Source organism: Pseudoalteromonas luteoviolacea H33-S (genome assembly GCF_001625695.1).
Taxonomy (GTDB): Bacteria; Pseudomonadota; Gammaproteobacteria; order Enterobacterales; family Alteromonadaceae; genus Pseudoalteromonas; species Pseudoalteromonas luteoviolacea_B.
Window position 1 is genome coordinate 174887 of the sequence record NZ_AUXY01000080.1, and the last position, 22706, is coordinate 197592.

The following is a 22706-nucleotide window of genomic DNA, read 5'->3' on the forward strand; positions in this document are numbered from 1 at the left end:
AATAGTTATCAACTCACTTACGCATAAAAATGAGAATAGTTACTAATAGCATTGATCAATAAAGAGTTTTATTTCATTATTTGGTACATGTATGAATGTATAATTGACATTACCGCCTAAATTTAAGACAAAAACACCACTATTTTTCTCTCTCCACTCTAATTAAATTACTTTATTACTACTTAAATTGCGGCTTTCACAATAAATCGCATATCCATAAATCCTCAGCTTCCATTCACTTTGACAAAAAACACGCAAAAAAAAGCCTGCTATTAAGCAGGCTTTTCGTTTAAAAGTGATTTAAAAGCGCACTTCAACGCCAGCAGCAACCTCTGAAATACGGTTCGCGCTTAAGCGGTAATAACTATAAGTTAACACCGCAGACACGTTATCCGTGAGTTCATAGCCAATTGCACTGCCAATATAAGCACTGGTGCCTTTTTGCTCGTATTCGGTGTAACTGCGAGTATTGGTTTTACTTTCAATACTGTAATCCCACCCATAAGCGCCTAAGAACAGCTCTGCGTGTAACTTGTTATGCTTAAATACCTCCAAGCCAGTTTGCAAAGCAAAGCCTTCAGGTAACACAGGCGCAACACGAGAAACCGTTTTTTGCCAGCTATCTGGGTTCACTGTGCTATCACTAAAGTTGACTCTGCCCTGCCCTAAATCGATGTAACGCATACCAATATTCCAGCTTGGCATAAGTTGGAAAAACGCGCCTACCGAGAGCGATTGACTGCTGTCATCGATATTAGTGATCTGTGTGCTTGTAGGTAACGCACTGAAATCAGCGCGGGCTTCAGCCTGTCCTAATGTGCCTTGAATACGCCATTGCTGTGCAGCGGCACTCGAGCTCATAACACATGCCGTTGTGATAAGCGCATAAGCAGGCAATTTGCTTGAGCGACGACGTATAACCAGAGCAGAAATCATCACAACTAACAAACCGCCTAAGCTACCAGATGATGAATTCTGCGCTGATACACTCTGGTGCGCCGTTACCGACACTTTAACAATACCTTCGCTTGTAGCGCCTTTATCGTCTTTCACCACGTATGTCACCACATCTTCACCAGTAAAGCCTAACAGCGGCTCATAACTGAGTGTACCATCACTATTGATAGTAGCTTTACCATGGTTTGCTTGCGCACTGACTAATGTCAACACATCTCCATCTGGGTCCGTATCATTTGATAAAACATCAATGATAAGGCTAGATTTATCCGTTGTGTTTGCTGAATCAGGCGCAGTTACTGGCGCATTGTTAACAACCAACTCTATGGTTACTGTGCTACTTGCTGTGCCACCTTTTCCATCCGCAATACTATATGTAATGCTCGCTGTACCGACAAAGTTCATTGGCGGTGTATATTTTAGCTGGTTGTCGATAACTTCAACCTCACCAAAGTCTACACTTGCACCGGTAATTGTCAGTATATCGCCATCTGCATCTGTATCGTTATTCAATACATCGATAAAGACAGGTTCAGACACACCAATTACAAGTGAATCAGCTTGCGCTAGAGGCAGTGTATTGTCGCTTGCGAGTACCGCAATACCGCCTGGGTCAACAATGCTTCGGTTGGCAATACCGTCATCATCATTCGGGCCGCCATCGACTATCTTCAACTGAACACACCAATCGCCTTCATTTAGACCATCTCGCCACTCACTGCTACCTGGAGGTGGACAGTAGCCTGGCTCTCCTGCTGCGGATAAGATTTTATCTTGATCAGTAACGGCAAAGTTTATCCACTCGCCGTTGCGATATTTACGATAAATCGCATTCACAGGGATCGGTTTACGCTGCGGGATAACAATGCCATACACGTCTCCCTCTTTTGGCAAACCAGTCGCAATAAAGTCAAATAGGCCGCCAATGTTTGTTGCTTCAGCATCAGCTGGTAGTTCACTTTCTAGCAGCTGTGCACCACCTGTACTGTTTTGAGCAACTGTCACCCCTTTACGTAAGCAAACACCCGGCTCACCTTCAACTAGGAATTGATTTGGATCTTTGATTTGTCCAGGAATAACATTACAGTCGCTATTCGCATCTAGGTAATCAGGAATACCGTCATTGTCAGTATCTGCAAAACCCTCTTGCGAATCAGGGATCAAGTCACCATCACTGTCTTCTGTACCTAACTCAGGCAGGCTTTCAACCACTTCAAGATACACATCTACAGTCGAAGATAAACTTGGCACACCATCATCACTTGCAGTAAGGCTTAACTTATAAATGCCCGCACTTAAACCCTTAGGGTCAAGCTCAAACACATCTGCCGCAGTGCTCAGATTGCCAAGCTGCTGATCTTCCGCCAACCAGCTATATGTCACTGAATCTAGTGGGTTTGCATCAGTCGCACTTGCTTTGACTTGCACTAAGCCACCACTTTGAACAATCAAAGAGCGAGATTCGCCACTTTGTACTGTTTCAAACGACAATGCTGGTGCAACATTCTCTTCAACAATCGTCACCGTACTGGCAAATTTTGCCCCTCGGTTTAGTGTATCAGCAAGGGTAATCACTATGGTTTCATTACCCTCTACTACACCATCACCAAACACATTAAAGCTAATTACTCCTTCATTGCCCTCATTAATAATGACTTCACCATCAATTAAATCATGGTCGTTGCCATCAGCCGTACCTGAAATAGTGTAAGGTACAGTCACTGGATAAGAAGGTGCTTCACCATTTAAGAATACCTTAACCGTATGTGTGTGCTCTTCAGCAATTTGGCTGTCTTTGCTCAAAGAAATAAGCGGATTAACTGTTAGAGTTTGCTTTTTAACGATTGACTGTTCATTGCTGTCAGTGGCTTTCCAATAAACATGGTGTAAGCCTGGTGCAAATACAGTTTTACCATCCACCAGCGAAACCGCAATAGGATTGCCATTACCATCTGTTGCTGTCGCACTACCTAAGTCAACCTTAGTAAATAACCCTGTTGCATCAACGACCTTGTCCTGCGGCGTAGTCAAGGTTAATTGGCCTGCAGAACCAGCAGCATTATTAACAATATCTACCGTTGCAGTTGCGCTTGACTGTTCACCTTGCGGATCAGCAATCATGTAAGTGATCACTGCGGTATCTTGAACTGTGGCCTGAGGTTGATAAACCAATTGGCCATTTTCAATCGTCACACTACCAATTGATGCACTTGCACCAACTAAGCTCAGTACATCGCCTGCATCAACATCTGTGTCATTTGTAAGTACATCAAGCGTGTATGAAGGTAACACTGTGTTAAATGTAAATGCGTCATTTTGCGCAACTGGCGCATCATTCAATGGATTAACCGAGATAGCCACTTGTGCAGAAACTGAGTCTTCAGCACCGTCATTTACGACATAGCTAAAGCTATCAGAACCATTAAAGTTTGCACCAGGAACATAAGTAAATAACTGCCCTTGAACGGTTAAAGACCCGAAACTAGGTTGCTCAGTGATACTAATACTTAAGCTATCTTGATCTGCATCTGATACCGGCGCACTGAAACTGACCGTTGAGTCTTCATTTACAAAGACATCCATCCCCTGTGCAACTGGCTTCGCGTTTACATAGCCAACTTCAATGGCAAATGGGCTAAGAGAAGCTGTTAACTCTCCGTCTGATACTGTGATCACAATATCTGTATACGAGCCCACATCATCGCGGCCCGGTGTACCACTGAGAGTACCTGATTGCGCGTCAAAGCTTGCCCAAACTGGCAGATTAGACACACTGAAAGTAAGCGAGTCTTCATCTAAATCGGTTGCTTGTGGTGTAAATGAATAAGCAACGTCTTGATCAACACTAGTAGCTGGGGCTCCCGATATTTCAGGGGCGTCGTTCGCTGCATCTACCGTAATAGTAACCTGCGCGGGCGCCGACTCAACTTGACCATCAAAGGCAATAAACTGCAGACTATCTTGGCCATTGAAGTTTGCATTAGGCGCATAAGTCCATGTATTTACACTCAGTTGTGTCAATGAGCCAGATGCGGTGCTGCTAACAATTTGATAGCTCAGTTCATCACCATCAATATCAGTAGCAGCAAGTGTGATCAATAATGACCCATCTTCTGCTAATGACACGCTTTGACTTTGTGCAACTGGTGCATCATTGAGTGGCTTCACTGTCATCGTGACTGTTGCTTCGTTTGAAAGCGCACCTGCCGCATCTCTTACTGTATAGGTAAATGTATCATCACCGTTAAAGTTGGTATTTGGTACATACACAATAGCGCCCGTGTCTGTCACACGCACTTGACCATTTAGCGGTTGCTTAACAACGCTAACACTTGACAGATCTAAGTTATCGTTCTCATCAACATCACTGTCATTACCTAAAACATTGACTTCATGTGAACCTTCTTCAAACAACTCCGCCATGTTATCAAGCGCGACTGGTGCGTCATTAACAGGCGTAATATCAACTGTCACTGTTGCCGACTCAGAACTTAATTGCTCGCTGTCTACCAATGTATAAGTAAAGCTAAAGCGACCATTGGCATCTTGCTTTGGTGTTATCTCTAATGTGCCATCAGCAAGTACTGCAACATCGGCCATATCGTAAACACCTGCGCCCGCGCCTTTATCCTCTAGCATGACATTTGCAGCGTTAAAGCCTTGATCTTCAACATCAGAGTCATTAGCAAGAATATTAAGCGTCGCCACTTCATCTTCTGTCATGACCAAAGTATCGTTATCTACGACAGGACGATCGTTCACTGCACCAATGTTCACAGTCACGATTGCAGGCTCTGAGATCAGACCATCACTATCCGCTATCGTATAGCTAAATGCATCGCTGCCGATGGCATCTGCATTTGGTGTGTAGACTAAGCTTCCAGTCTGTTGGTCTAGGGTGACAACACCTTTCGTCGGGGTAGCCGTTAATGCAATAGCGCCTGTTGGGTTAACGTCTTCAACATCTTCAGACTTGCTACGAAGGTCTATACTGTCACTCGCCGTATCTTCGGTAACCAATAACTCAAATGATTTGGCAACTGGTTTATCGTTTACAGGCGTGATATCGATGATCAGCGTCGCTGCAGCTGATGTGTTACCCGCTAAATCCTTCACCGTGTAAGTTAAGCTATCTTGACCTGTGGCATTGAGGTTTGGTGTATAAGTAACAATACCGTTTTCAATGCTATAACTACCCAGCTTAGGCTCAACAATAACCGCCGCAGATGAAGCCACCATGTCATTTTCAGCATCACTGTCATTGGTCAATAAGTTGACTATGATTTGCGTGTCTTCAAATGTTTGAGCAAAGTCATCTGCTGTTACTGGCGCATCAGCTTGCGCGTTCATATTTAGAGACACAGTGCGAAGCTCAGAGCGTGCACCACTAGCATCTTCAATTTGATAGCCAAAACTATCACTGTGGTTTTCACTGCCATCATGACTGTATGTAAAGCTACCATCGTCATTCAGTACAAGCGCACCAAATTGCGGCTCATTGACAATAATGGCTTTTAACACATCACCACTATCAATATCGTCATCCGTAGCGGTATCAATCAAACCTTGCGCTTTAGCAACAATGAGTTGCTCTGCTTCATTGAGGTCGAATGCCAAGTTTTGTGCCACTGGCGCATCGTTGGTGTTAACAACTTCAACGCTAAATGCAGGCAACGTAAACGTTTCGCGGCCATCATTCACTGTGATTTGAATGTTATCGTATATACCTACATGCTCATCTGTTGGCGTACCATTCAACTTACCTGTTTTAGCATCAAATGTTGCCCACGGCAGGGTTTGGTTGATGGTAAATACGTGCTCATTGTCTGTATCAGGGTCATTAAGAAGTGGTTCAAATACAAACTCTGAATCTTCATTAATTGTCGATGCTGGCGTACCTGATAATGTTGGCGCAACATTGTACGCTTTGTTTACTGTTGCAGTAATGGCCTCTGCGGCATTGTATGCATCATCTAAAACAACAACATTTAAGAACAACTTGCCTTCAGCCAAGCTAGATACGTCAATACCCGAAATCACCTGCGTTGTGCCAGTAATTGCAATTGGCGAGGTACTGCCTACTGAATTACTGCCGTCGCTGATGTGATAGGTGATCAAGCCAGAACCTTCCAAGCCTCTTAAAGTAAAACTCAAGGCCGTGTCATTGTCTTCATTGATCTCTGCTTGATCAATGGTAACGCTTTGACCTGTCGGTACACTTGTGTCAACCATAATAGACAATGACTTAGCTTCTGAGTTGGTATTACCCGCAGCGTCTTGTATGCTGCCAGCGCTAATAACTAGTTGTATTTCACCGTCTACATTATCACTCGGTTTCAGTTTAGCCTGATAAGTAGTTGGGCTAAGTGCTTTAAAGTCAGACAGTTTACCATTCACCACACCAAATTGTGCTGACGAAAACGCCTCAACAGCTTCACTAAGCGTAATAGTGAGCAGCGCTTCTTCGCCTTGCTTAAGTTCCATATCATTAGACGTTAAGCTCACAACTTCTGGCAATGCCGTATCGAGTGTCGCAGTGTGTGATGCAACCCCTGATGTATTGCCAGCTTGGTCTTTCAAAGTCAAAGTAACATTAAGTTGACCATCAAGCAGATTTTGCAAGTTGATATCTTTAATCTTCTGCGTAGCAGAGGTCACTTCTCCTTCTACAGAAATAGGCGTACCGCCTTGTGCACTATTGATGACATAATGGTAGGTTGTGCCAACTTCGGCACCAGTTATCGTAATACTAGCTGAGCTAACTTCACTTGCGTTATAGACAGTATCGTCAAACTTAACGCTGTGACCACTAGGCAATTTAGTATCAATATTTAATGCAAGTGGCGATGATGCATTATTCGCATTGCCAACAAGATCTGTGAACTTTCCAGCTTCAACGACAATGTTACCCGCCTCTTCTGAATTTTGATTTGGTGTAAATACCACTCGGTAAGTGCTATCATTCACCTTTTCAAAATTAGACAGAGTTCCCCCTGTCGCTGTCACACTCTGTTGAGCAAAGTCGTTACTTGCTTCACTTAAAGTAATCGTAATAACAGAAGTTTCACCTGCACTGAGGGATACATCAGACGCTTCCAGCTTACTCACTAACGGGACTGCTGAGTCAAGTTCAAACTGCTTTTCTAACACAGTTGAAACATTACCAGCCGAGTCTTCTACACTCACGCTTAACGTCAGCTGGCCATCTTTGATGCTTGATAAATCACTGATAGCCACTAGCTGTGAACTACTCGTGATATCACCAGAGCCATTGACTTGCTCACCACCGCTGCTCGTTAGCGTATAAGTGTACTTACCGCCCGCTTCGACACCATTAAGCGTGAAGCTCAAATCGGACATTGTTGTTGCATTATATATATCGGAACTCAACGACACACTATGTCCAGTAATCGCCGTTTTATCCAACACGGCTGCGTCAGTAACTTGAACGCCTTTATTACCTGCGCTGTCTGTTAATTCAACCGATAGACTTAATGGACCATCATTAAAACCACTAATGTCATTGATAGCAACTTGTTCATTCGCTTTATCAATAGTACCTGTACCTGATAATGCATGACCAGAACCAGTCAGTGTATAAGCATAAGTAGCACCTACTTCTGCGCCACTGAAATTGAAGCGAATAGCTTGCGAGCTCATATTGTAAACATCTTGGTCTAACACTACGCTATAACCAGATGGTGCCTTTGAATCTAATGTAAAATCAATAGATTGAGCAGATGTATTTGCATTACCTGCCACATCATTAAACACACCTGCATTAAGTGCAATACGGCCACTTCCTTCACTGTCTTGTGTCGGTGTGAAGGTCACTTGATACTGGGTATTACTGCTACCAATCGCTTTGAAGTCAGATAATGAACCGCCTTCAACTGTTAAATCAGTCTCTGTAAAATCATCACTTGCTTCATTGAGCGTAATACTAATAAGCGCGGTATCACCTTGCTTTAACTTGGTATTCGGCGTACTAAATACAGTGACACTCGGCGCCACAGAATCTAAACGTCCAGTAACTGTTTCTACAGTTGTCGTATTACCAGCAATATCGGTCAAAGCCACATTCAGTGTTAAATCACCATCTTTTAAGCTGGCAAAGTCTGTAAATGTCACTTTTTGATTTGCTTGCTCAATGGTGCCTGACTCAGAGATTGTGCCGCCACCCGAGCTAATTAACGTATAGCGATAAGTCGCGCCAACTTCTGCCCCAACAAAACTAAAGCCCGCTTGCGCTTGGTTTTGAATATTATAAGTACCACTGCTTAAATTCACAGATTGTACGCTTGGCGCTTTAGTGTCCACTGTCAATGTTTTGGTTGTGCTGTCTACCGCATTAAGTGCCGCATCAGTAAATGCCCCACTTGCAACCGAGACACTCACGTCAACACTGACGTCATTTAACGGAATGTATTTGGCGGTATAACGGTTGTTGCCATGAGATGTGAAGGCCTCAAAATGGCCAGACGATGCACTGATATCTTCTAAGTCAAAGCCTGTAACAGACTCACTCACAGTAAATTCAACCACACGCCCTTCAGTGCCTAACACACCATCTGCTACAGTTATGTTTACCGTTGGCTTTTGATTATCTAAGGTGATGGTTTCAACGGCTTCATAAGAGTCGTTTCCAAAATCATCAGATAAGATAAAGGTGAAGGTATAAATACCGTCCGACAAATCATAGAAATCATCAGAATCAGCGAACATACCTAACGTCTCTTTTAGATAAGTCGGTCCAGACGAGCTAGGTCTTTCATCATAACCGCCACTAATTCGATCTTCTAAATTAGACAAGGTCCACTCAAAGCCATCTGCATCACCTTCATAACTCACTGTGAAGAATGCGTTTATCAAGCTTTCAGCGTTATATACACCACTATTTAATGTAACACTTGGTCTCCCCGGCGCTTTAGTATCAATATCAAACTCAATCGGCGATGTTAACGTGTTGCCGTTACCTGCAATGTCTGTAAAGCTATTGGCATTGACGCTGACAGAGCCAGTTTGCTCAACACTGCGAGATGGCGTAAATTCTACCTGATACACGGTGTCGCTCAGGTTTTTAAACCTTGATAAACGACCGCCGCTTGCATTAAGACTACTGATATTAAAATCAGCACTTGGCTCACTTAATGTAATGGTAATAATCGCTTTATCATCTACAGCCAATCGCGTGTCATTCGCAGTAATCGACACAACGCTCGGCGCTGTTCTATCCATAGTTGCAGTGGTTGTTTTTGCCGCTGAGCGATTGCCCGCTTTATCAGTTGCGACAACTGAGAGTGTTAACTCACCGTCTTTGAGCTCGTCAAGCTGACTAACTGTGACAGTTTTAGTGGTTTCATTGCTCGCTAAAACACCTGCATTTGATATTACGCCACCGCCGCTGCTTCTCAGCTCATAGCTATAGCTTGAGCCAGCTTCTAAACCCAATAGGGTAAACTTAACTTCATTGTCATCGGCAAGGTAAGTCTGCTTTTCAAAGCTGATGCTGTGATTTTCATTCGCGACAGAGTCAATGTCGAGTTTAAATGATGCTGATTGGCCTTGGTTGCCAGCAATATCAAAATAGTGACCTGCATTAATCTTAAACTCTTCTTGGCCCGTATGCCCAGCTGCAGGGGTATATATCGCAGAGTAGCTAGTGCTACTATGCTTAACAACAGGCCCCAATGTCCCTTTATTGCTCTGTAAGCTAATCATATCGCGTGTAAATGACGCAACAGGCTCACTAAATGAGAACAACAACCTAACAGGCTCATTGGCACCTGCCAACGACTGGGATGTCTCAATCACAACGGACGGGCTCAAAACATCCAGTTTAGCAGTGCGCACTACGTGTTCTGATGTATTGCCATGTATATCAGCAGCTTGTAACGTCAGCTTAAACTCTGTCTCGTTTGTAAATTGAGTGCTATTCAGTCCAAACTGGTCAATTGACCAATTTGGACTATTAAACATGCCTGACTGTTCGAAACTTTTCTGCCCAATTTGCACAGTTGCAAGTAATCTATCTTCTGAGCTAAAGGTATGCGAGCTTGACCCTGATATTTGATATGTATTCAGCTCACTCGCGTTGATATAACCGTCTTCACCTAACCAATTGAATATCGTAGGCGTGTCATTCGCATCAGTGTCAACATAGAGCATCCTACTCGATAATGAGGTTTGGTTACCTGCATGATCAAGTCCGTTGAAAGTGATTGTATAGCTTCCATCTGGTAATTCTTCAGGGCACGTAAATGTCCACGAACCGTTTTCACTAACACTAATTTCATTAAATGATTTAGTAGAGCCGTCTTCTGCAGTTATGTATACACTTACAAAATCGAACCCTTGTGCTACCCCTATATAAGTTGGTTTGCTGACTCGAGAAACATGATTTGTATTGGCAAGAGACTGGCTGTCTTTTGACATCTGTGTAAAATTGCCGTCCAAATATGGCGGAACGATGTTATCAAAAATAAGTACTAACGGAGCAGAAGCAAGACTGGTGATATTTCCTTTTTGAGCCACAGCCGTGATCTCATGAGAGTCATTTGTTTCTACTGCATTTGTTGCAATAATCCATTTGCCATCCGCACCTACATAAATGCTGCCTAATTCACCGTCTATATCACTTATTAGAGTGACACGGGTATTTGGCTCTGCACTGCCTGTGAATTGAAGGAAATGACTATTAGTAATATTGTCATCATCACTGACGCCTTTATCCCAAGTTGAAATTAAATCCGGCATTGAAGGTGCCTCTACAGGCAAGTTGTCTTCAAGGTTTAGGGTAAAGACTTGCTTCACTTCCCAGATATCGTCTTTGGCTACAACACAGATTTCAAGGTCACCGGCATCAAACAAGTCATCAGCTTTCAGTGCATTACCATCAAGATAAATACCAGCGAACACATCTGTCGTACATATGCCATCAATCACCTCATATAGTCCAAAGGTGACACTTTGTGCATCAAACTCAGGCGCTTCAATAGTGGTAAAGGCATTTTCATACAGTAATGCAGAGAGGTTGATGTCAGTTTGGCTCAATGACACAGCTGGTTTAGTATCCACCAAAGATACAATGAATGATTCACTTGGTTGAACACCATCCTCACCACCATCGATCAACTGCAGTTTAAACGCCCCTGCTCTAATGCCATTTTCGACAATATACTCAAGCTTGGTACCCGCTTCGTTGTCCATCAGGTCAAGCTGGCTAAAACTGCCACCTACATGTAAATCAGTTTCCACTAAACCTGAACCGCCGTCTGAGTGAGTAAGGCGCAATAAGCCACTTTCAGGCAACTCTACAATTTCGTAAAAAATACCCGCATCATTGTCATCAGGATCAGTCGCTTTTAAGCGTTCTATTGTGATCTGTGTATGGCCTTCGTGCTCAGGTAAAACATATATCGGCTTATTCACTACACGTGTTGGCGCAGTGTTAGCGTCTGTGATATTTAAATCAAAGTTGCTCGTAAGCGGTTCGTCATCGGTGTTACTTTGTAAAGAGTAGCTGTATTGAGGTTTGCCTTCATAGCCATCTTTTGGTGTAAAGGTCAGCGCAGCGATTAAGCGATTTACATCTTCAATAGTACCTGTAATACGTACTTCTTTTCCATAGTCAGCGCTGTTAGGGTCGCCAAAGTCAATGCTTGCGGTACCAGGGTCAAAGTCTTCTGGTAGGCTAAACACACCCGGTAAGCCGTCTACATTTGTATTTACACTAAAGGTAACTTCATCCGCATCGTCGTCTTTAACGACAAAGTCTTTAAAGAACTGCGCAGGTTTGGCCGCATTAATCGGCGTCATCGCCCAATTCGTTGGCTCGTCTTTTGTGATAGCGACATATGTTTCACCCGCATTATCTCCTTCAACGCTTACAACTAACTGGTTAGTGCCTGATATTTCCAGTTCAGGTGCTTTATTGACTAAGAATGGAACTTCATATTGCTGATATACTTCCCACTGACCATCAACCACATGCTGAATAACCACGTTTGAGCCACCATTATCAGTCGGGGTTACCTCAACAACATATGGCGTTTCTTTACCTAAAACAAAGTTACTGTTGTCACGAGAAAGGGTGATCGGGTCAAGTTTTATCGGGTCTGAACCATCATCAAGCTGATAATTGTAACCTATAATACGTGTATTCTCGCTGCCTGTACTTACAGTCTCTACAAGAGAGTGTAAACCTACAATGTTACCTAAAGCGTCTTTCTTTTGCTCAACATGAATTGACGTAATAGAATCAGACATGTTTTGCCCGACATTCCAAGTAGATCCACCTAATCCGTTTAAAGTATCTAAGCTAGAACCATTATCTTTAAAAACAATCGCTCTATTCCACTGAAGCGAGTTTGCATCACCTTGTGTCAAAGCTTGATCCGAATAATATTTATCCCCGGACATATTAGCTGAGTAATAAGCAACATCACTCTGGGCATCAACCACAAGGGACAGACTCTTTATCGGTAGATAAAGCGGCATTGAATCAACTGGATCATAAATATAATGAAGATCACCTTCAATATCACGATATTCAGCCCAGTCTAATTCATCACCATTTTGTTGGAACTTATAAATAACATGATTACTCCACTCGAGATTGTCTCGGTGGAACATCACGTACGGTGTGCCATTTTCATCTAATGTCAGGGCATATGTTTGACTTGCAAGAAGATCGCCTTGCTGCTCGCCTTCAACTGCACCTACGGAGAGCGGATATGTCTTTGAAGTACCTGACTCAGCATCGTAATGGATCATCGACAAACTTTTCTCGTCGTTTGAACCATGTTGAATATGGACTAGATATGCACTGCCATCATCTGCAAATTCAAGTTGTGGAGATATTGATTGGAACTCACTCGAAAGCCTACCACCGAATTGGTCATCAATGACATTCTGCCATTCACCATCAACTAGCTTGCGCCAAGACAGCTTTGTGGCGGTCTGCACATCTTCAGTATAAATAACATGTATCTCACCAGATGGACTTGTCTTAATCAACAAGTCCTCGGCGTTCAACATCACGCCTGTCAGTGGGATTTCTGAGGTCGTAATATTACTGCTCTGCGCACCAAACTCAATTGGATCATCGACGAGTTCTACGGTTACCGGTAAAGTGAACGTCGCCGAGCTTGAGTATCGCTGGCTATGTTCTGAGCCTTCTTGCAAGCTCGCGTCAACCAAAATTGAAAAATCAAGTGGCGATTCAGAGCCATCGTGCGCAAAGTAGAATGCTCCATTCAAAATGTCAGCCAGAGGTCGCGGTGTGCTCAACTCTTGTTCTGTCAACTTTTCGCTATCAACAATGGTGCCATCACCATTGACGTCATGGTAAATGTCTCCAGAGTGCAGAGATTGCGTATCGAATAAGAACGTCAAGTCATCCCATATATCACCTTGATAATCGATAGACGGAAATAAGTTTACCCTTATACGCTCTTTGCCACCTTCAAGCACATTCATTGGTGCCAAAGTAAAAAATGACGAAAGCTCAGTATAAGAAATAATATTTAAGTCAAATTCGCCGTTGGTCTCAGTGCCACCTGACGAACCTTGCACTGTGTACGTGTATTTAGGTGTGCCTTCGTATTGACTGTTAGGTGTGAATATCAGCGCCGCAAGTACCCGGTTGATGTCTTTAATCGGACCGCTGAGCCTGACCCCTTTGCCGTTTTGAGTAAATTCAACAATGGCCGCACCTTTATCAAAATCGGCAGGTAAACTAAACGTCCCCGGTAGATTTGCGCCGTCTGTGGTTAGGGTAAATACCGCTTCTTCTGAGTCTGGATCTTGGATTTGTAAGCCAGCAAGAATATTCGACGGTATGTTGGCGCTTATCTCTGACGCACTCCAATCAATGGCACCTACATCGCCGATTTTATATAAACGACTTAATTGCTCAGTACTATCTTTAACTGTATAAAATAATTGATTGTCACCCGAAAACTTCAGTTCTCCTGAAGTAGGATCAGATCCGAAAGGTAATTCAAATTCGTGGTATATCTCCCACGTTTTATCCACTACATGATACACCACAACTCTGGTCGTTGAACTTCCCCATTCGGAAGTCACTTCCGCCGCATAGGCAGTATCACTACCCAAAGCAACGACACTACCGTGATTACTGATTTTTAACCTGTCTACTTGATAAGTATCGCTACCATCATATGCTTGAGCAAAATAATCGACATATGTATATTCCCAAAATTCAGTGAGTGAGGTTAATGAATGTACTCCAGAAACACTATTAACTGCCTTCGCCTGTGATATATAGGCAGAAGAAGACATATAGCTTTCCCCATCCGCCGTTTTGACTTTTCCTCCCAATTCATTGTGAATAATATGAATTAAACCACCTTGGTCCTCTACGATCTTACCAACCAAAGTAGCTGAAGCCATGTTCATTTGTGCTGCGGCAGCGTAGTGAATAGTGCCGTTATCAATCGTTAGCGATAAACTTTTTAATTCAGCAGGATGTAGTTGTCCTTCATCACTATATCGAAAATCATCAAACAACTTATCACTGAATGCATAAACAGTTTGCCATTTAGCTGGCGTGCTATTATCGTTCAGTTTGAAAATGCTCGCCTCTGTTACGACATTACTCTCTGAAAGAGTATTAGGTACCATCACATAAGGTAAGCCATGCTCGTCAAGGGCAAACCCAAATACATCACTGAGTAAAATAACATCTTGAAGACTTTGATAATGATAATCTCGCGCACCAGAGCTAGTGTTATATTTAGCAACTGATAAAGCACTCTTATTTATTGCACCATCAGCGCTATTGGCTTCAGCTTTGGAGATAAAAGCTAGATATAAAGAGCCATTATTATCAAAACGCATTTGCAGTGAAGTACTGCTATGCGCTCCTAACGTATTAATTATGTCTACTTGTTGCCACTGCTTATCTACAAACTTCTTTATTGTTACCTGCTGTGATGCTTGATTAAAGTAGGCAGCAAATATTTCACCCTTGGCTGACTCTTCGACGACAAGTTCACTGGCGCTTAACATTTCATCGGTCAAAGGGACCTCTGTTGCACCAATTTGCCCTTTTTGACCAATAACTGGCGCATCATCGACAAGCTCTACTTTCACAGGCAGCGTCAAGGTGCCAGATAACTTGTGCGAGCTTTTAAAGTTGGAATCCTCAATCAAACTCATATTGATTGTGACAGGAAAATCCAGTGGAGACTCTGAGCCATCATGTACAAAGTAATAATGACTGTTTTGCATATCGCTGTATTGCCAAGGTTGGTTTAACTGTGTGCCAGTAAGCTTTTCACTTTCAAGTAGCTCTCCATTACCATCATAATCGTAGTATACAGCCACAGGACCCAAAGAACCGGCATCTAGCGTAAAACGAAAGTCCTCAACAACATCTGCATTAATTGCATCAAATTGAAATAAATCCTCAGTAAGACGCATTTTGTCGTCTTCTTTGATATTTAATGTTGAGGCTGTAATTAAAGACTCAAGCCCAACGAGCGACTGAATATCTATATTTAAACTACCCGAAATAGTCGCTCCACCTGGTAGTTCTTGCACCGTATAAATATAGGTCGGTGTGCCTTGATAATCGGCATTTGGGGTAAAGATAAGCGCAGCGAGAATTCGATTGATGTCTTCTACTGGCCCCTTAATTGATAAGCCCTTTCCATTTTCAGTAAATTCAATCTCTGCAGCGCCTTGGTTAAAGCCATCAGGTAAAGTATATAGTCCTGGAACAGCAAGATCTTCAGTGCTTACCACAAAAGACAGCAACTCAGTATCGCTATCATGTAGTTTAATTTTTTCGAATGGTTTTTGCGGCGAGTTAGCACTTATTGCCTCCATTAATTCAATGTCAGCTAACCCCGCTATAGATGATGTATGAACAACGCTGTTATCTTGTGCATCTTGGGTTAGTACTATCAACCCACCATCAGGCGTTGTAACCACTTCAAACTCTTTAGCTGCGACAAATGGCAAATTGTATTCGTAAATACTCTTCCACTTCTCATCAACCAATCGATTTACGACGACTTTTGAGACTTCACCAACCTGCTCTAAGTCAACAAAAAGTACTTGCTGTTTACCCAGAGTAACCTGATGAATATCCCCATCATTAGGCAGCGTGATTGGTCCTGTCACAACTTTTTTACTTTCATCATTGCTAACATACTGATAGTAGATTTCGGTCTCGCTATTTTCACTATTGTGTGAACGCTTTACGATTAAAGAGTGCATACCTGCTGGTATATCGTCGTTACCAATATGCTGTGCTAATTGACTAAAGTATGAATAATTATTATCTGTTTTTAAGCCACCTAAATCAGTATTAAAATAATCGTTAGTGTAAGTCTCAGAAGAACTAAACTGTCCTATAGCACTTATACTTGGTGACCCAGGAGGAGATTCTTGCGCAGTGTAAAATAAAGAGTCACTATTTTGATTATAAACAAGAGAGAGGTCAGAAATGACAAAATAGTGACCCATTTCTCTACCTAATAAAGGAAGCTCAAAGCCTTCTTGCCTAGCCCAACTTAATTGGCTACCTGAACCGTCAAGTTTGTATAAGTTATATTTTGACGTGTTATTACCGTCAAATGCGAGAACTAATAACGCGCCGTTTTTATCTATGACAAAATCATAGCCTTCGTAAGTTGGACCAACACCTGAAACAAAAATATCATTGCCACTAGAAGGCACTAACGGATTATCATGTTCAGTTAAAATAATGTGTTCTACGCTACTTGAAGTTTGCTTCAAACGCCAAAGGTGAATCGTAGGGCTTTCATACATATCTACATTTCTGTATGAAACATAAGCTGTTCCATCAGAATGAAACTTCAATTTGGGAACTACCCTTGTATCCCAACTAAACTCAATTAAATCTGAGTGTATTTCAACCCAAGCTCCATTGTTATAACGACTCCAAATGAGTTTTTTGGTTTCCTCTTCAAAGTAAACAACATGAGGAATGCCCGCAGGGTCAATTTGAATTACACGCTCAGTCGCTGCTTGCATCTCAGAAGTAAGAGACAGTTCAATTTGACTGGCTTTGGGTGAAGACGAAATTATTTGGGGAGGCTGGTCGGCTTCAATCACGCTCACAGGTAATTTTATAACCTTTGATTCTGAGCCTGCTGGCGTTTGACCTGACAATAAAACTGCTAGTTGAAAATCTTGAGCGGGCTCACTACCACTATGTAAAAAATAAACATGTTGATCATTTAACTCTGACAACTTAATGTTCAATGAATTATTATTGTTTGACAGAAGCTCATCTTCGGTTAATTCACCATCTTTATTTGAATCTAAATAAAATGCGCCATATCCAGTGTTGTCGAATCGTTCACTTACACCCAGCCCACTACGTCGATCATAAATGCCAATGTTAAATTCATCTAAATTGACTCCACTACCATCAGCAGCTTGAAACAGGTCAGCATTAACCAAAAATTTATCACCATTTACAACTGACGATGCCGTCACTGTAAAGTAATCATCAAATTCGAGACCAGCCTGTAAATCAATTATCGTATTGCGACTCGCTTTAGATCCTCTATCATCTTCAACTTCTACGTTTATAGTACGTGATGTACCTGTAGGCCAAGCAACACTGTTAAAATATTTTATGCTTTTTATGAATGTTTCTATACTAGAAGGGCTTGCATCTAAGCTTATGACTTCAATTGCATGCTTGGTAACAACTTCACTTGACGAAGCATTAGTAGAGAGTAAATCATCTAACTTTGAAGTGTCATATTCTAAGAACTCATTCTCTCCATTTGAAGGGCTCTGAATAGCGATTTTTACTCTTTGTATTTTTCCTTCGTCCTCAACATTAGCATTTTTACCAATAGAAACAGGAGATTGCCTATCAAATAGAACCGTACTGTTGCCAAATGAGTCCGTGGAATCCAATGTTAATTCAGGAGCTTTATTGCATTGTTCTAAAGTTGGCATAATTTGGCACATATCCAAGGCCTCGACCCCAAAACTCGCCCCCCCTGCATTCAGAGCAACGCCACCAAACAGTGCGGCTTGAATATGCCGACTGAGCTTACTTTTATTATTAATTGATTTACTACTAATAGACATCAAACTACCTATTTAAAAATTACAATTCATTATCTGTTGACATGTGTTGGGCAAATTAAAGACCAGTAAGTAGCTAATTACCGCTTCACTTTAATGAGGCTAAAAAATGTGATTACTGATAGCAGAGATATAAATAAAAGCGACATACTTAATGAGGAACTTTTATTGAACAAAGTGTTGAAAAAACAGACATCAAGAAAAATTTAAAACTATATTTATACTGTTTACGGCGCTTATCAGGTCACTCTTTTTATAAAGTTTTTAGCAATGAAATGCCCACACACAAAATTAGATAGATTATATACTCAAATGAAGACTCTTTTAAATTTAATTACAATAAAATCAACAAGATAAAAATCAAACGAGCACATATAAATTTACATAAAAATCACTTTTAGAAACAAATAAGAAACTAAATCATTGCCAATTTATGAAATGAAATGGGTGAAATGTACCGATATATGCATGTAAGTTCTATTACACTTTATTACACAACACTTAATCAGATAAAAGCTTATTAATAATGCTAAAACACCGAACAAAAAAACATAAAATGAACATTTTATATAAAACAAAAGACCATTCTGTTAACTGAATTTAACTTTTATAGTAATGAAAGAATAAAAAACAATACTGAGTGGCATGCCATAAATCTGGCACTAGTTGAGTGGTAGTAAATTTATATTCACCCTCTAGATTTAGGGGTAATGGGCAGGAAATAGTCCAAGTATTAGCATGCCTAAACGCAATATATTCAAACATGCTACATTGGGAAAGTCAGTTTAAAGCACAAACGTATTCTATAACTCCTTTGCTTGCCATTTAAACAAGCAATGATATAGCTCAGACGATTCAATAGGCTTAGCGACAAAGTCATCCATGCCCACTTGCAGGCACTTGGCTTTGTCTTCGCTGAATGCATTAGCGGTAATAGCAATGATGTAGGGTCTGCCGTATTCTTCAGGCATTGAACGAATAGCGCGTGTACACTCAAACCCATCCATATTCGGCATTTGGCAATCCATGAGCACAACATCATATTTTTGCGCTTTTAACGCTTCCAGTGCCTCTACACCATCCTGTGCTTTTACAACTTCGCCGCCTGTTTTAGCCAACATTTGCATCGCTACAATCTGGTTGATCGGATTATCCTCTACTAATAAAAGTCGAATGCCTTCTAAATTGGGGATACCTACATTCTCTTGCACCGAGCGCTCTATTCGACCGCCTTGTTTAGCTGGGATCACAACAGAAAACTCACTGCCCTTGTGTTCTTGAGAAGTAAAAGTCAGCTCACCTTCCATCAGTGAGACCAAACGCTTACAAATCGTCAAACCAAGCCCAGTTCCACCGTATTTGCGTGTTGTAGACAAATCAGCTTGCGTAAACTCATCAAATAAGTCTTTTTGCGCAGCTTCTGAAATACCAACGCCAGTATCCTTGATACTGCAAGTTAATTGCTCGTTGTGATAATTAAGCTCAAAGCGAATAAAGCCTTCCTCAGTGAATTTACCAGCATTACTCAATAAGTTATTGATAACCTGCCCAACACGCAGATCATCAATGACAAGTACTTCAGGGACTGTATCCAAAATCACATAAGTGAATTCAACCTTAGGATTTTTTATGGACTGTTCAAAAGATGTAGAAAGATCCTTAACAAACTTATTAATGTCAGTATCTTGCTTAGAAAGATGCAACGCCCCTGCTTCAATTTTCGAGTAATCTAAAATGTCATTCAGTATCAATAACAGTTTGTGAGCTGATTTATAAATAATGTCTAATTGCTCTTTTGCTTTGTCATCTTGCTCTGACTGTATGAGTGCTTCTGACATGCCAATAATGCCATTGAGCGGTGTTCTTATTTCATGGCTCATATTGGCCAGAAATTGGCTTTTTGCCGAGCTTGCTCTGTTAGCACTTTCTAGTGCGCTGATAAGCTCCTCCGTTTTTTGGCGTACTTCCAACTCTAAGGTTTTATTAAAATCTTGTAGTTTTCTATTGAGCTGCGCATTTTCATCATTGGCCGTATTTAATTTGGTAAAACTCATCGATAGTTTAAATGCCAACTGTGAAAACTGCTGCTGTAAAATAATGACCTCTAAACAACTACCATCGGTACTATTATTCACTTCAGACATTTTTTTACTGGGGTCAAATGAGTTAATACTATGACTTAAATCCACTATGGGTTTAGTGAATACTCGCGTCATTCTATTCACTAAAAAGCTGCTAATCGCAATGATAAATAGAGCTAGAATAAACGACTGTATCCAAGCGGACGCGACAGCTAAGTTCACATGCTTACGCTCAATTAAGCTAATTACCCGCCACTGGAAAATATCAGATTGCATACTCTGCTTGTAGTACACATCTCGATTGTTGCTGATGAAGATTTGGTCTGTTGTTTCAGTCAATTCTTGTAGCTGCTGATCTGCAATATTATCTAAAATGTTAAAGTCAGATTTTAAAGAGCTATAAACGATGTTGTTTTCATGATCAACAATCAGTAGATGTCCTTTTTGCGCAAGTACCCTAGGAATAAACTGCTCAAAAGACTCAAAATATAGGGAACTCTCAACGATCCCTTGGAACTCGCCCTCCTCGTACAAGGGGGCAGATACAGCCACGACAGGGTCATTACCAAACCCCCGACCTTGGAAAATCCCAGACACATAACCATTAGGATAATAAGGTGCTTGAAGAAAGTATTCACGGTCAGCAACTGATGGCACTTCGCCTATCAAACTGACTTGCAACGCTTTAGGGTAGAAGTGTGTCACCATCGCGCTGTGATCAGCCACAATAGCCGTTCTAAAATTTGGATAGGTCTCTACCAGTCGTCTGATCACCTGCTGTTTATCCACACCCGATTGAATATCCTGAGCCGCGACCATAATCGCTCGCCGATAGCTTTCAAGATAATCATCAATTTGCTTTAATGCACTGCCGGAAGCATCTTGTAGCTGAGCTGTGACTTCATACTCTATGCGTTTGTAATGACTGTTGGTAAGCACTATTGTTGTGATCAGCACCACCAATATAATCAACTGACTGATCATGTAGTTAAGAATTTGATAGAGAGACTTAGCTTGCCATACACGTTTGAATAGAAACAGCGATATCAAGTCGACAATTGCAAGGTAGACCGCAGCATTAATCAGATACTTAGCAAGTGCGGTGAAAATCACTAATAATGTCAGCCCTAGTACAAATTTGCCGACAATAAACAAAATGGGCACACCAAATAGCACCCAGTAGCCCAAGCCTCGAATGAACAAGGGCTTGTTGGCACGAATACAAAATATTTGTAACCATGCTATTTCGAACAGGAATACAAGAGAGGCCCAGCAATGCCCCCACCGATACAGCAAAAAAAGTGCACCGATGGCAACAGCGATCACCGCATAGCGCCAGCCTAAAGCAAGTAAGCACAAGATAACAAACAGCTGTCCAAACAAAAACTCTGAGCTGTCTAGAAACCAAATAGGAAGCAGGTTGGCAACGCCGCCAACTATTCCTAAAAATAGTGCAATAATTACCTTGGGTAATTTAACGAATTGATTTAGCAATACCAGCTCCTCTTTATATTCTATTAAAAAATAAAGGAAAGCTGGTTATTTGCCAAGTTTAATGGTGGGGACAATCGTGACTTTCTATTTGCAGCACACATTTTTCAACAGAAAATAGCTGCTTTAAGCGCGCTTCAACTTGGAAACGACACGCATCATCGTGCATTTCTATGGTGCAATGATGTTTTAAAACAATATGCGCCCCCACTATCAGCTCATCGTCAGTGTTGGATACAGTCACATTATGTACGCTTTCAACATGTTCAGTATCAACAATCGCCTGTTCAAGTTTGTCTACATTAGGCAGTGCGCTCTCTTTGCTAAGGAGTCCAGTCAAGCATGTTTTAATCACCTTAAAACCGGTAAATAACACAAAGCTTGAAATCAACATACTTGAAAGCACATCAATAATATTGAACCCCGTCAAATGAATGAGTATGCCTGCAACAAACGTCGAGACTGTTGATAATAAATCAAAAAAGGAGTGTAAAAATACCGCGTAGACATTAATGCTGTCTTTTCTGCCTTTATACAAAACCCAAGCAGCCACACCATGAAACAAGAAACCCACTCCTGCAATGGTGGACATCAAAAATGTATTCACTTCGTGAACATGACCTTGGCTATGTAATTCGATCCGCTCTGTCGCTTCAAGCAGAATAATCACAGCAATAGAAACATACAAAATACCATTGATAAGTCCACCAGTGTATTCTGCTTTTTTGTAACCTTCATTAAAGTTTTTAGCGAGTTTTACCGCAATACTCGATGCGATTAAAGCGATAAGCAACGAGCTGTTGTGGACAAATAGGTGTCCTGCGTCTGCGAGCACGGCTAGAGAATTGGCAAAATATGCACCAATTAGTTGGATAACCATAAACGTGCAAGTCAATGCAAGCGCAATAAGTAAGCGCTTCCGAGAAGCCTCATGAGTTGTAAGATCGGTCATTCGAAACTTGAGAAACCTTTGTAACTATAAATTAGAGGGTGCCTTATGATAAAGGCCGATAATTGTAACTCTATTTCATTTCAGACGCATCAAAAATAACAATATTTAGCAAATAAATAGAC

Annotated in this window: 3 protein-coding genes; all 3 read right to left on the minus strand. The window is 41.5% G+C overall.

Going from position 1 to position 22706, the window contains the following annotated elements; translation table 11 throughout:
- Positions 1-300: 300 nt before the first annotated feature.
- Complete coding sequence (locus tag N477_RS15630; RefSeq protein ID WP_063363615.1) at positions 301-18063, minus strand: tandem-95 repeat protein; 17763 nt, start codon at positions 18061-18063, stop codon at positions 301-303.
- Between the two features lie 800 nt (positions 18064-18863).
- Positions 18864-21635 carry a response regulator gene (locus N477_RS15635; protein WP_063363614.1) on the minus strand — a complete coding sequence of 924 codons (2772 nt, stop codon included), beginning with the start codon at positions 21633-21635 and terminating at the stop codon, positions 18864-18866.
- Positions 21636-21693: 58 nt separating this feature from the next.
- The gene (locus N477_RS15640; RefSeq protein WP_063363613.1) at positions 21694-22584 is read right to left on the minus strand and encodes a cation diffusion facilitator family transporter; all 891 of its coding nucleotides are present in this window, start codon (positions 22582-22584) and stop codon (positions 21694-21696) included.
- Positions 22585-22706 lie beyond the last annotated feature (122 nt).

What these genes read in the sequence shown, in the direction of transcription:
- N477_RS15630 (WP_063363615.1), bottom strand. Translation starts at nt 18,063, where the DNA reads ATGTCTATTAGTAGTAAATCAATTAATAATAAAAGTAAGCTCAGTCGG.
- N477_RS15640 (WP_063363613.1), bottom strand. Translation starts at nt 22,584, where the DNA reads ATGACCGATCTTACAACTCATGAGGCTTCTCGGAAGCGCTTACTTATT.